This is a genomic window from Bacillota bacterium (genome assembly GCA_040754315.1).
Lineage (GTDB): Bacteria > Bacillota > Sulfobacillia > DUSP01 > JBFMCS01 > JBFMCS01.
In genome coordinates, this window is sequence record JBFMCS010000027.1 from 1 (window position 1) to 12,287 (window position 12,287).

General features: G+C 58.9%; 13 protein-coding genes and 1 riboswitch. All 13 genes read left to right on the top strand.

Annotated features, from left to right (window positions below; translation table 11 throughout):
- The first annotated feature begins 316 nt into the window (after nt 1–316).
- A riboswitch (SAM riboswitch) is annotated at nt 317–455 on the top strand.
- A gap of 64 nt (nt 456–519) precedes the next feature.
- The 13 genes from AB1576_05235 to fliD all read left to right on the top strand — a co-directional run bounded on the left by AB1576_05235 (nt 520) and on the right by fliD (nt 12,268).
- Entirely contained in the window at nt 520–1,539 is a 1,020-nt protein-coding gene (locus AB1576_05235; protein MEW6081172.1) for a hypothetical protein, read from the top strand.
- Nucleotides 1,540–1,551: 12 nt separating this feature from the next.
- Nucleotides 1,552–2,739, top strand: coding sequence for a methionine adenosyltransferase (metK, locus tag AB1576_05240; GenBank protein MEW6081173.1), 1,188 nt, complete (start codon nt 1,552–1,554; stop codon nt 2,737–2,739).
- A gap of 168 nt (nt 2,740–2,907) precedes the next feature.
- A complete protein-coding gene (locus AB1576_05245; GenBank protein ID MEW6081174.1) occupies nt 2,908–4,569 on the top strand; it encodes a sensor domain-containing diguanylate cyclase in 1,662 nt (553 codons plus the stop codon).
- A gap of 49 nt (nt 4,570–4,618) precedes the next feature.
- Nucleotides 4,619–5,050 carry a hypothetical protein gene (locus AB1576_05250; protein MEW6081175.1) on the top strand — a complete coding sequence of 144 codons (432 nt, stop codon included), beginning with the start codon at nt 4,619–4,621 and terminating at the stop codon, nt 5,048–5,050.
- A gap of 181 nt (nt 5,051–5,231) precedes the next feature.
- A complete protein-coding gene (gene flgM / locus AB1576_05255; protein MEW6081176.1) occupies nt 5,232–5,537 on the top strand; it encodes a flagellar biosynthesis anti-sigma factor FlgM in 306 nt (101 codons plus the stop codon).
- A gap of 23 nt (nt 5,538–5,560) precedes the next feature.
- Entirely contained in the window at nt 5,561–6,058 is a 498-nt protein-coding gene (locus tag AB1576_05260; GenBank protein ID MEW6081177.1) for a flagellar protein FlgN, read from the top strand.
- Nucleotides 6,059–6,072: 14 nt separating this feature from the next.
- Nucleotides 6,073–7,467, top strand: a complete 1,395-nt coding sequence (gene flgK / locus AB1576_05265) for a flagellar hook-associated protein FlgK (protein ID MEW6081178.1) — start codon at nt 6,073–6,075, stop codon at nt 7,465–7,467.
- Nucleotides 7,468–7,472: 5 nt separating this feature from the next.
- The gene (gene flgL / locus AB1576_05270; GenBank protein ID MEW6081179.1) at nt 7,473–8,348 is read left to right on the top strand and encodes a flagellar hook-associated protein FlgL; all 876 of its coding nucleotides are present in this window, start codon (nt 7,473–7,475) and stop codon (nt 8,346–8,348) included.
- Between the two features lie 12 nt (nt 8,349–8,360).
- On the top strand, nt 8,361–8,837 hold the full coding sequence (locus AB1576_05275) for a flagellar assembly protein FliW (protein ID MEW6081180.1): 477 nt from the start codon (nt 8,361–8,363) through the stop codon (nt 8,835–8,837).
- A 20-nt stretch (nt 8,838–8,857) separates the two neighbouring features.
- Nucleotides 8,858–9,112, top strand: coding sequence for a carbon storage regulator CsrA (csrA, locus tag AB1576_05280; GenBank protein ID MEW6081181.1), 255 nt, complete (start codon nt 8,858–8,860; stop codon nt 9,110–9,112).
- 215 nt (nt 9,113–9,327) lie between these two features.
- Nucleotides 9,328–10,437, top strand: a complete 1,110-nt coding sequence (locus tag AB1576_05285) for a flagellin (GenBank protein ID MEW6081182.1) — start codon at nt 9,328–9,330, stop codon at nt 10,435–10,437.
- A gap of 100 nt (nt 10,438–10,537) precedes the next feature.
- Nucleotides 10,538–10,888 (top strand): flagellar protein FlaG, encoded by a 351-nt coding sequence (locus AB1576_05290; GenBank protein ID MEW6081183.1) that lies wholly within the window; start codon nt 10,538–10,540, stop codon nt 10,886–10,888.
- 15 nt (nt 10,889–10,903) lie between these two features.
- Nucleotides 10,904–12,268: a flagellar filament capping protein FliD gene (fliD, locus tag AB1576_05295; GenBank protein ID MEW6081184.1), complete on the top strand. Its 1,365-nt coding sequence runs from the start codon at nt 10,904–10,906 to the stop codon at nt 12,266–12,268.
- Nucleotides 12,269–12,287: the final 19 nt, after the last annotated feature.

Below are 12,287 nucleotides of genomic sequence, written 5' to 3' on the forward strand. Positions count from 1 at the left end.
AATACAGCTTCGACAAGACTACGGCCATGTGACTACGTTTTAATACCTCAGCAGTACCGCAAAATCTCCTGTAACCGCAACGGTTTCGGGAGATTTTGCCCCTTTTATCTGTTAAACTCGGGTTATAACGCAGGGAAGGCCGCATTCCTCCCAGGGTTAAAGACCCTGGGCTTCCTGCGGCCGAATATCGTGAAGAAGGACAGAGGCTGAGCCTCGCTTCTTCTTGGGGGCCCCCTCCTCTTCGGTATGCCCCGATTGACACAGGGCGACAACGAGTGCTAGTATGTACGTGAAAAACCACATAGCATTATAACACTGCTCATCATGAGAAGACGGAGGGGTCTGGCCCGATGAAGTCTCGGCAACCGGCGGCTAATCTGCAGCGGTGCCACACCCAGCAGAAGTGTTATATTGGGCCGAAAGCCCACTATAATTCCAATTCTGGCGGATGAGAACGAATGGGTCTCTGTCCCAAAGGTTGGGCGGGGACCCGTTGAGTTTTAGGGAGAGGGGTGCGACATGGCGCTACTTCCCCGGCTGCTTCCGACTGGTATCGGGAGCCTGCCCCACACCAACCCCCAGGAAGCAGTGAATTTCGTTGATGGGTACCTCCGGGACTTCCCCTTCTGGCCCCAGCTGCCCAGGAGGAGTGACCGGGAGAACATGTACCACCAGTTCTGTCACGGCCTGCCAGGCTTTCGCTGGCGGGATGGCAAGGGCGTCATAGACCTCAGTGACGCCGAAGAGGCCCTGGTTAGTTTCTACCAGGAATGCCTTGAAGGGACGCAGTCCGGTTACCCCTTTTCGGGCTACGCCGCGGGGTTCGAGGTCTTTGTCCAGGGGGATCGGCCCGAGGCGCAGGCGGTGAAGGGCCAGGTGACAGGTCCCATAAGCCTGGGCCTGTGCCTGGCTCAGCCCGACGGGAAGCCAGCCCTCTATAACGAGACCATAATGGATGTCATCAGCCGTCATGTGGCCAAGGTTGCCGCCGCGCAGGCGCGGGAACTCCTCCGCATGTCTCCGCAGGTGCTCATGTTCCTGGACGAACCCTACATCTCCACCTACGGTTCTGCCTACTTTGCCTACGGCAAGGACCAGGTGATAAACTACCTTACTCAAGCCGTGGAGGGCATACCGGGGATCAAGGGCATCCACTGCTGTGGGAACACTGACTGGGACCTGGTCATGAAAACCCCCGTGGAGCTGCTTTCCTTCGACGCCTACGACTACCTCGAGCAGTTCTGCCTCTACGGCCCGTCAGTGGCTCGCTTCCTCAAGGATGGCGGCTATCTTGCGTGGGGGCTGGTGCCTCGTTCCCCAGAGGCTGGGGTTGAGACCCCAGGCACACTCTCCGGCCGTTTCGACCGGGGGCTGAGTCTCCTGGAGGCCCGGGGGGCGGACCCCCAGGATGTTCTGGGACGTTCATTCCTGACCCCGGCCTGCGGGTTGGGGGGGCTGGACATAGACCTGGCCCATTCCATATTTTCCCTTCTAGGGCAAACCTCGGCCCATCTCCGGCAAAGATACATAACTGTTTAGGGAGGTCATAGAATGAAAGGAGACTACCTGTTCACGTCAGAGTCCGTCACCGAGGGTCACCCTGACAAGGTTGCGGACCAGATATCCGATGCCGTTCTCGACGCCATAATCCAACAGGATCCCATGGCAAGGGTGGCCTGCGAGACAACCCTGAAGACGGGCCTAGCGCTCATTGCGGGCGAGATCTCCTGTGACTGTTACGTGGACATGCCCAGGATCGTGAGGAACACCCTCAGGGAGATAGGCTACACCAGGGCCAAGTACGGTTTTGACGCCGATACCTGTGCCGTGCTCACCTCCATAGACGAGCAGTCCCCGGACATAGCCCTGGGGGTGGACAACTCCCTGGAGTGCAAGGAAAATGCCGCCGATTGCGAGGAAGACTCCCAAGGTGCTGGCGACCAGGGCATGATGTTTGGCTTCGCCTGCACCGAGACGCCCACCCTCATGCCCATGCCCATATACCTGGCCCACCGGTTGGCCAGGCGGCTTAGCGAGGTAAGGAAGACCAATACCCTGCCCTACCTGCGACCGGACGGGAAGACCCAGGTTACCATAGAGTACCGGGATGGAAAGCCCGTGCGAGTACACGCACTGGTAGTATCGGCCCAGCACAAGCCGGACGTATCCCTGGACACCCTCCGGGCGGATATCCGGGAGCAGGTCATCATTCCTGTGGTTCCGGCTGAGCTCCTGGATGATGCCACGAAGTACTTCATAAACCCCACGGGCCGCTTCGTCATGGGCGGGCCCCAGGCTGACGCAGGCCTGACGGGCCGGAAGATCATTGTGGACACCTACGGTGGTTACGCCAGGCACGGTGGGGGGTGCTTCTCTGGCAAGGACTCGACCAAGGTGGACCGGACCGGTTCCTACGCAGCCCGCTATGTGGCGAAGAACATAGTTCATGCGGGCCTGGCCCAGAAGTGTGAGGTTCAGGTGGCTTACGTCATAGGCGTGGCCCGGCCTGTCAGCCTCATGGTGGAGACCTTCGGCACCGGATTGGTGCCGGATACCAGGTTCACCCAGGTTGTGATGGAGAACTTCGACTTGAGGCCTAGGTCTATCATCAGGGAATTCGATCTCAGGAGGCCTATTTTCCGCCAGGTTGCTGTATACGGCCACTTCGGCAGGGATGACTTGGACCTCCCCTGGGAGAGGACCGATAGGGCCGAGACGCTAAGAGCTTGTTGTGGCTGAGTGCGGCTGTCTCTCCGGTATCCCGGAGGATGCCTGGCGCCAGCATAGAAGGCCTGCAGTAACCTTGCGCCCAGGACCAGGTGAAGGGAATGGGATACGGACCGGGTGGGATAGGTAGGTATCTGGATTCAAGTCATGCACCATGCGGGCCGGATGGGGGTTTGCCCAGTGAAGCCACTGGAGGTTTACTCCATGTGCGTTGCCATCGTGGGCCTGGGGCTCCTGGCGGTCTTGTGCCTGAGGGCGCCCCCGCCGCAGGCGGGGACCTTCGCCATATTCGTGGCCATGGCGGTGCTCACCGAGGCTGCCGTAATAAAGCTGCCCAACGGGGTCCGGACCAGTGTCACCTTCGCCCTGGTCTTCCCGGCGGTCTTCATCTTCGGCCTTCCCTGGGCCGCCACTCTCTACGCAGCAGGAGCGTTCTTGGGAGGCTGGGTTCTGCAGAAGCGGCCCTTTTCCGTGGCAGCATTCAACGCAGGCCAGTTCTCCCTGGCGGTACTGCTTGGTGGCTACCTCCATTTCGCCTCTGGCGGCAGTGCCTTGATACCCACGGTATTCCCCGCTATCTTCTTCGTCACCGGTTTCATGGCCTCAAACCACCTCCTGGTTAGCACATACTACTCACTCTTGAATCCGGGGAGGTACGGGGTGCGGGACTGGCTCGAATCCCTCATGTGGGATGCCCTGAACTACGCGCTCAAGGTGCCCCTGGGGTTCCTGGTATTCATCGTTCACGTGGATCTGGGCCTGGCGGGAACGGCGGCTATGTCCGCCTCGGTGCTGGCTGTGGCCAACCTCCTCAGGCTCCAGACGCTCTTGTCCGCAGCCAATAACCAGCTGAAGGCCATCCAGGAGGTCTCGCTAGGAGTCACCTCCTCCCTGGACCTTGAAAGGGTGTTCGAGGCGGCATCCGACGGCATTGTCCGGGTACTGGGAGCTGATGAGTGCGCCATTTTCCTGTGGGACGAGGGAAGGCAGCAGCTGACCCTGGCCTATGTTGAGCGTCCAGACCCAGACCTGTTCAAGGGCCTGAAGTTCAGGCTGGGTGAAGGACTGGTGGGATCAGTGGCGCAGAATCGCAAGGCCGAGATCGTGGGTGACGTGCTGAAGGATCCCAGGGGTGGCACGGTCCCAGGGGACAAGTCACGTTCCCTCATGCTGATCCCTCTCATTATCGGGGAGCGCTTGATTGGAGAGATCGTGGCGGGAAAGAACGAGCCCGGGGCCTTCAGGAAGGATAGCCTGAGGGTTATGGGCATCCTCTGCACCCAGGTTGCCGTGGCCATCGAGAATGCCTCCCTGTACTGGCAGACCAGGCTCCTGGCCATAACGGACGGGCTCACGGGCCTTTACAACTACCGCTACTTCGCAGCGCGACTCTCCGAGGAGATCAAGAGGTGCAGGAGAACGGGTCAACCCCTTTCCCTGGTCTACCTTGACCTGGATGGTTTCAAGGACCTCAATGACCAGTATGGTCACCTGGCTGGAGACCAGATCCTCAAGGAGGTGGCAGGGCTCCTCAAGCACCGGGTTCGCGAGAGCGATGTGGCCGTACGGTACGCCGGGGATGAGTTTGCCCTGCTTCTTGTGGGTACTCCGGTTGAAGAAGCCGCTGGTGTGGCGGATAGGCTCAAGCAAGATGTGGAGGCCCACGATTTTCTCGCATCCTTCCCCTCAGGCCCAGTTCGGATAAGGGTAAGTATCGGCGCAGCCACCCACCCGGAACACGCCATGGACGAGGTAGAACTGGTGAGGGCGGCTGATCGCGCCATGTATGCCACGAAAACGGGGATAAGACTGAAGGCTAATCTCCCGGATACCGATAAATGAGTCAAGGGCCCCTGCGGGGCCGATTCGGACTTTCCGGGGGTGAGCCAAGTTGAGTGAGATTGAGGCTGGGATCATGGCTCGAAACTGTGTGGAGTGTGGCTCCCTTTTCTTGAGCGCCGGGCCCGGTCGCTGTCGCCGGTGCATGGAAAAGGAAGACCATGATTTTGAGAGTGTGCGAGCCTTCCTCCGTGGCCAACAAGCCAGTGCCACAGTAGAGGAGATTCACGAGCGCACTGGAGTGGACAGGGGCAAGATAGTCAAATTCCTAAGGGATGGCCGCCTCGTATCCGGCAAGGTAACGGGGGATGTCCTCTCCTGTGAGGTGTGCGGCTGCCCGGTGCACACTGGCAGGCTCTGCGAGTCCTGCCTAAAGGGGCTTCAGCAAAAGGCTGCCATGGCGCGTACCGACCCGCCTTCACCCTTCAGTACAGTGGAGAGGGTGCAAGGAAGAATGTATACCCAGCGGAGGAAACCAAGGTAATCAGGAGAAAAAAGGAGTAAAGGGGATAACATGTGACCATGAAGCGGGCCAATCCCAGGCATGGCGCTTCTTGGCGCAGTGGAAGGCGATATCCGGGGCGAACATGTGCCTGTATGGATTTCGATAGTGATATACAGGGATCCAAGCCAATCCCTGTGATGTGAAGGGGGCGTCACCCGTTATGATGGTCTCCAAGAGCCAGGTCTACCGTGTTCTTCAAGCATACCTGGAGAAGACCAGGCCAATGCCCGGGATGGAGAGCGAAAGCACGGGCAAGCCCGTTGCCAGCCGGGCAGACCGGGTTGACCTGTCAGCCGAGGCCAGGAAGATGCAGCGCTTCGCCGAGGCATTGACCAGGACGCCGGACATCAGGATGGAGAGGGTACAGGAACTGAAGGCCATGATAGAAAGCGGCGGCTACCGTGTCAGCTCCGAGGATATCGCCGAGAAAATAGTCAACCGTGCCATAGTTGACGAGATGGTTTGAACCTCTGAGGGGCGGTGTGGCAAGTGAAAGACATCCTGGCCGGGATGCTGGAAGTTCTTCAAGAACAGGCTAGAGTATACAATGCTATCAGGAGCCTGGCCGAAAAGAAGCAGGAGAGGCTCCTGGAGCGAGATATTCCTGGCCTGGAGAAGCTGGTATTGGCCGAGGAGATGCTCATCCTGGAATCTGGACGCCTGGAGGAGCGTCGCCAGACCCTATCCGGACCCCTGGCAGAAGGCTTGACCCTCTGTCCGGATGCCACCCTGGAGGACATGTGCCAGGCAGCCGGGGAACCATACGCTGGCGATCTCCGGGCCATTTCCCGGGAGATTAGTACGGTTCTCAAGGACGTATCGCAACTGAACTCGCTGAACCAGGAGCTCATTGAGGCTTCACTCACCTATGTCAACTACTCCCTGGGTATACTCACGGGGGACGACTCCGGTACTCCAGTTTACGGTGAGACAGGTCTTGGCCACCGGTCCACAGACCAGTCTCGCGTGCTGGACCGGCGGTGCTAGGGGGGTGAGCCGGAGTGAGGAGCACCTTCTTCGGGCTCGAGACTGGTAGAAGGGCTCTCGATGCCCAGCGCAGGGCCCTTGAGGTAACGAGCCACAACATCGCTAATGCCACCACCGAGGGCTACTCGCGCCAGCGGGTGAAGTTCGCGGCCACGTCTCCTTACACCCTACCGGGGATTAACCAACCCTCGGGGGCCCTGCAATTGGGTACTGGAGTCAAGATCGAAGAGATCCGCAGGATGCGGGACTACTTCCTCGATGGCCAGGTCAGGCGGGAGAGCACAAGCCTGGGCCTGTGGGAGAAGACCCGGGACCTGTTGAGCCAGGTAGAGGTCATCTTCAATGAACCCTCGGAGTCGGGGCTCAGGTCCGTTCTGGAACGGTTCTGGGCATCCTGGCAAGACCTGGGGAACAACCCGGAATCCTTGTCGGTGAGGGCCACCGTAGTCAAGCGTGGCCAAGCGGTGGCAGACACCTTCAGGCATCTCTGGAACCAGCTTACCGAACTGCAGGCCTCACTCGACCGGGAGATAGCAGCCCAAGTTAGTGTCATTAATTCGCTGGGAGCAGAAATCGCCTCCCTCAACATGCAGATAGCTGGCGTCTCCGGCTCGGGCCAGCAGGCCAACGACCTGATGGACCGGAGGGACAGGCTCCTTGGCGAGTTATCCCGGATGACCGAGGTTAACGTCATCCAGGGGCCGAGCGACACCATAACCGTGTTCATCGCCGGCGGGAACCTTGTATCGGGCAACGCCAGCAACACCCTGGAGACCCGGGATGGCCCCGGCGGCCTCAAGATATACTGGAAGGGCCTAGATGTAGTGTTTTCTCCTCGCAACGGAGAGGTTAGCGCGGTCCTCCAGGTGAGGGATTCCACCATCCCAGGCTTCAAGGACCACCTTAACAAGATGGCAATCGCCCTGAGGGACAGGGTGAATAACCTGCACCGGGAAGGACGCGGCCTGGACGGCTCAACAGGACTTGACTTCTTCGTTCCGACCGCGGGAGCCTCCGGGATTGTGCTCACCTCAGGCATCCTTGGCGACTACAACAAGATAGCCGCTTCTTTGAGTGGGAGCGTAGGGGATGGCTCTAACGCCCTTCGCATAGCCCAGGTCTCCCAGGAGGCTCTCCTGGACAGGACGACCCCAGGGGACTTTTACCGTTCGCTGGTGGCTGAACTGGGTGTAAAGAGCCAGGAAGCGAGCCGGATGTCCCAGAACCAGCGGGTGCTGGTGAACCATCTCAATGACAGGAGAGACTCTATCCAGGGTGTGTCCTTGGACGAAGAAATGACGGAACTTATTCGCTACCAGCATGCGTATGCGGCAGCTGCAAGGTTAATCACGGCTCTTGATGAGATGATCGCCACCATTGTGAACCGTCTCGGTCTCGTAGGGAGGTAGGACCCATGAGAATATCCCATAACATGATGGTAAGCAGGCTCCTTGCAGACTTGGAGGCCGGCAAGTCCCGCCTCTCCCGGTACCAAAGGATGCTATCCTCCGGGAAGCTCTTCGAAAGGCCCTCCGACGCCCCGGTACAGGTGGTCGAGGCGCTCAGACTCCAGAGTGCCATTGACCAGGCCCAACAGTTCATGAAGAACTGTGACGACGCCATCAACTGGGTGAAAGCCAGCGATTCTGCTTTAGGCAATACTGGTGATGTTCTTAGCCGGGTTAGGGAACTCGCCCTCAGCGCGGCGAACTCCACCATGTCCTATGAGGCTAGGCAGAACGTGGTGGCGGAGCTCAGGCATCTCCTTGAGCACATGATCCAGCTAGGCAACGGCGCTCACGGGGACCGGTACATCTTTGCCGGGCACAAGACCACAACTCGTCCCTTCGAAAAGGTGGGGGACAACGTGGTCTACCTCGGCGATGCGGGTGGTATTATACGAGATCTGGGTACAGGTGTCAGCATTCAGATAAGCGTGCCGGGGGACGGTGTCTTCATGGGGGTCTTCCCAGTGCTCCAGGGACTCATCAAGAATATCACCCAAGGCGATTTAATGGGCATTACCAGCAATATAGAGCAGTTGGATAGGTGCATCAACAAAGTCCTGGAGACCAGGGCGGAGATGGGCGCCAGGGGTAACCGCCTGGAGCTTACCAGGAACCGCCTCCTGGACATGGAGTCTAGCTTCACCAGGCTCCTCCTGGAGGCGGAAGGAGTGGACTATGCCAAGGTCATTACCATGCTAGCCGCAGAGGAAAACGCCTACCAGCTGGCCCTCAATGCCGGCGCCAGGATCATCCAGCCCAGCCTCTTGGATTTTCTCAGGTAAAGGGGCCTTGACATGAAGATTCACACAGACAGATTTGGCCCAGTGGATGTGGACGATAGCCAGGTTGCCTACTTTGACGAGGGGCTGGTGGGCTTCCCCGGGGCCCGTCGCTTCTACATCATCCGCCAGGACCCAGGGGTACCCTTTATGTGGCTTCAAGATGGACAGGATCCATCCTTGACCTTTGTGGTCATAGAGCCCGGGCACTTCCGGCTGGACTACTCACCGCGGTTGCCTCGGGATGACGAAGAAGCGTTGGGCTTAAAGGGATTTGAGGATGCCGAGGTCTATGCGCTGGTGGTCATACCCAGCGATCCTGGGCAAATGACCGCCAACCTCAAGGCTCCCATCATCATCAACCGGCATACTCGGAAGGCCCGCCAGGTGATCCTGGATGATGATGAGTACACCATCAGGCACAAGATAATCGAGGAATTCCTGCATGCAGCTGAACAGGGACTAAAGACAAGGAAGGGTTCCGGCAGGTAGATAGGTTAGGAGTGAACCTGATGCTGGTACTCACAAGGAAGACCAACGAGAGGATCCAGATCGGGGACGACGTGGAGATCGTCGTCATCGACATTAAAGGGGACCATGTGAAACTTGGAGTGGAGGCACCTCGCCGCCTGCCTGTGTTTCGTAAGGAGGTGTATGAGGCCATCAAGGCCGAGAACCTCAGGGCGGCCGATGTCCCCAGGCCTGAGAGGCTAGACCGGCTCAAGGAGCTCCTGGGGCTGAAAAAGCCGTCGCAAGCGGGACAATAGAAAAACGAGATCCCCGGCTAAAGCGCCGGGGTCTTTCTTTCGATACATATACCGAAGCCAACCACATCTCCGGCGCCGGAGGTTGGTGGTTACCCCGGCCACCCCCTGGGTAGTCCCGGTGGCTCGGCCAGCCACCGGGCAATCCAGGGGGAAGCGAAACCAGGCAGTACCGGAGCACGGAGGCTCCGGAAGACACATCAAGGAGGATGAGAGAAATGGGAATGAGGATCAACAGCAACATTGCGGCGCTCAACGCGCACAGGAACCTTCTTGTGACGGCAAGTAGCCTTTCCAAGTCCATGGAGAAACTCTCTTCTGGCCTGAGGATCAACAGGGCAGCGGACGATGCGGCGGGGCTGGCAATTTCTGAGAAGATGCGGTCACAGATCAAGGGTCTCAACCAGGCAATGAGGAACGCCCAGGACGGTATCTCAATGATCCAGACCGCTGAGGGCGCCCTCAATGAGGTACACAGCATACTCCAGCGCATGCGGGAACTGGCGGTTCAGGGCTCCTCAGATACCCTGAATGCGGAAGACCGTGCGAAGATAGTCACGGAATTTGACCAGCTGAAGTCCGAGATCGACAGGATCGCCACGAGAACCACCTTCAACAACGTGTTCCTGTTGCAGGGAGGCCTCGGGTCTAGGGTGACAAATGTAGGCACTGGCTTAGGCCCTAATAGCGGCATAAACAACATCGTATCTACGGGTGCCAGTGCGGCCACGTACACCCTGGCGTATGTAGCGGCCAGCAGAACAATGACCATTACCAACGGTACAACCGCTGAGGCCCAGTCCATCGTGCTCCCGGCTGTGCCAACTGGCTACGATGTCACCACACTGAACTTCACGTCCCACGGTATCCAGGTCACCGTCAACTCAGCCCTTACCGCAAACATATCCTTGGGCAACACCTTCGATGTTACCGCTGGCTCGGCCCAAGTACAGGTGGGCGCCAACGCAGGAGACACCATAGGGCTCAGTATCGGGAACATGCGGATAAACCCCCTTGGCCTAACCGCTGCTAACGTCAACACCGTGGCCAACGCGTCCACAGCCATTGGATTGGTGGATACCGCCATCGGCACCGTGTCCACCCAGCGCGCCAACCTCGGCGCCTACCAGAACCGGTTGGAGCACACCATAACCAACCTGGGAGTGGCGTCGGAGAACCTCTCGGCGGCCGAGTCCCGCATCCGCGACGTGGACATGGCCCATGAGATGATGAACTTCACCAAACTCCAGATACTGCAGCAGGCGGGCACGGCTATGCTGGCTCAGGCCAACCTGGCTCCCCAGGCTGTGCTGCAGCTCCTAGGATAACGACGACCGGATGGGCCTTGGAGGGGGAGGGCGGGCCTGCGGGCAGCACCGCCCCCCCCCCACAGGGGCTTCCGGGTAGCCGTCGAGAGGCGGTGAGACCATGAAGGCAGTCCAAGCCATTAGGATCGATAGCCCTACCTACCGGGTTCAAGGAGCGGAGGCTGCGGATGCCCCTCCGAAGCAACACCCAGAAGTAGGGGTACTGGCGAATATGGGCCCGTCGGAGAGAGCCAGCGTTTTCCAGGACCTTTTGGAGGAAATGGGACTTGCAGGTGGGCTTGTGCCTGTGCGACTGGACTTCAGCATTCACCAGCCCACCGGACGAATGGTCGTGAACGTGACCAACAGGGAAACGGGTGAAGTCCTCAAAAGTCTTCCACCGGAGAACTTGCTGAACGCGCTGACCAGGATGATGGAGTACATAGGATTGGTGATGGATGAGAGAATCTGACAGGGAGTGGTCAAAGTGCCAGTTCTCCAGATCAGCGGAGCTGGGTCAGGCATAGACTGGCGGTCCATGGTGGATGCCATAATGAACGTGGAGCGCCTGCCCATATCGCGTTGGACCACAAGGCAAGGGGGCCTGGAAGCGGCCAAGAAGGCTTGGATGGGGATTCGCACCAGCCTGGCTACGCTGGACAGTCGCCTGGAAGCACTGGCCAGCCCCTCCGCCTTCTCTATGAAGACCGCCGTATCCTCAAATGACCAGGTAGTAGTAGCCACCGCTTCCACACAGGCTGTGACCGGTGGGTACCAGATAGTCGTGAACGAGATTGCAAGAGCCCACGTCATCGCGTCCGATACTGTGGCCTCCTCTAGTAACCCCCTGGGATTGACCGGGACATTTGGCTTGAACGGGGTTAACGTGACTGTGGAGGCGGGGGATAGCATTAATAGCATCGCAGCCAAGATCAATGCGAGGAATGCTGGGGCGACAGCCTCGGTCATTGATGGGCGCCTGGTAATCAAGGCCCAGAAAACCGGCGTCTCCAACTCAATTGTACTGGCGGATGATAGTGTGACTCACGTATTGGTGAACCTAGGTCTCCTGGCGCTATCAGGTGGGGTTAAGGTAATCAAGAATGAGCTCATCAAAGCGACCAATGCCCGGTTCACCCTGGATGGTCTGGCAATCGAGAGGGCCTCAAATCAGGTGTCTGACGTTCTCGTGGGGGTCTCCATCACACTCAAGGGTCAGGGTTCCAGCAGCCTCACTGTGGCGGCTAACCACGACTACGCCATCTCGGCCATCAAGGGGTTTGTGGACGCCTACAACTCCCTCATGACCAAGATATCCATGGAGAAGGGGCCGGACGGGGTGCTGCGAGGGGATCCTGCATTATCCCGGATAGAGAGCGGTCTGAGGTCCCTGGCAATGGCGCCTCTCAAGAACCCCTCGGGGCTCTACAGCAGCCTGTACCAGATCGGCGTGTCCACCACTTCAGCCAGTGCCACCCTGCAGGTGAACGAGACTGTGCTCACCTCAGCGCTGGCCTCCAATCCCGTTGACGTGAAGGCCCTGTTCATCGGCCCTAGCCAGGGTGTCGAAGGGCTCACTGAGCTTCTTAGAGCCAGGGTCCGCCAGTTTATCGACGGGCAAACCGGCAGTATCTCCTTGAGGAATGATAGGCTGGACCGCGAGATCGCTGACCTCAAGCGGAGGATAATTGATCTGGAGATGCGCTTGGAGAAGCGGGAGAAACACCTGGTGCAGCGCTTTGTAGCCATGGAAACGGCCCTCAACCAATTGAACGCTCAGGGCAGATGGCTGGAGATGTGGAACAGGTCCGCTGCCCAGGGTGCACAGGGACAGAGCCATTTGAAGCGCTAGTTGCGCCTTGTCTTGCAGG

Coding starts and splice junctions, on each gene's coding strand:
- AB1576_05235 (MEW6081172.1), top strand. CDS start 520: ATGGCGCTACTTCCCCGGCTGCTTCCGACTGGTATCGGGAGCCTGCCC.
- metK (MEW6081173.1), top strand. CDS start 1,552: ATGAAAGGAGACTACCTGTTCACGTCAGAGTCCGTCACCGAGGGTCAC.
- flgM (MEW6081176.1), top strand. CDS start 5,232: ATGATGGTCTCCAAGAGCCAGGTCTACCGTGTTCTTCAAGCATACCTG.
- flgL (MEW6081179.1), top strand. CDS start 7,473: ATGAGAATATCCCATAACATGATGGTAAGCAGGCTCCTTGCAGACTTG.
- AB1576_05275 (MEW6081180.1), top strand. CDS start 8,361: ATGAAGATTCACACAGACAGATTTGGCCCAGTGGATGTGGACGATAGC.
- csrA (MEW6081181.1), top strand. CDS start 8,858: ATGCTGGTACTCACAAGGAAGACCAACGAGAGGATCCAGATCGGGGAC.
- AB1576_05285 (MEW6081182.1), top strand. CDS start 9,328: ATGGGAATGAGGATCAACAGCAACATTGCGGCGCTCAACGCGCACAGG.
- AB1576_05290 (MEW6081183.1), top strand. CDS start 10,538: ATGAAGGCAGTCCAAGCCATTAGGATCGATAGCCCTACCTACCGGGTT.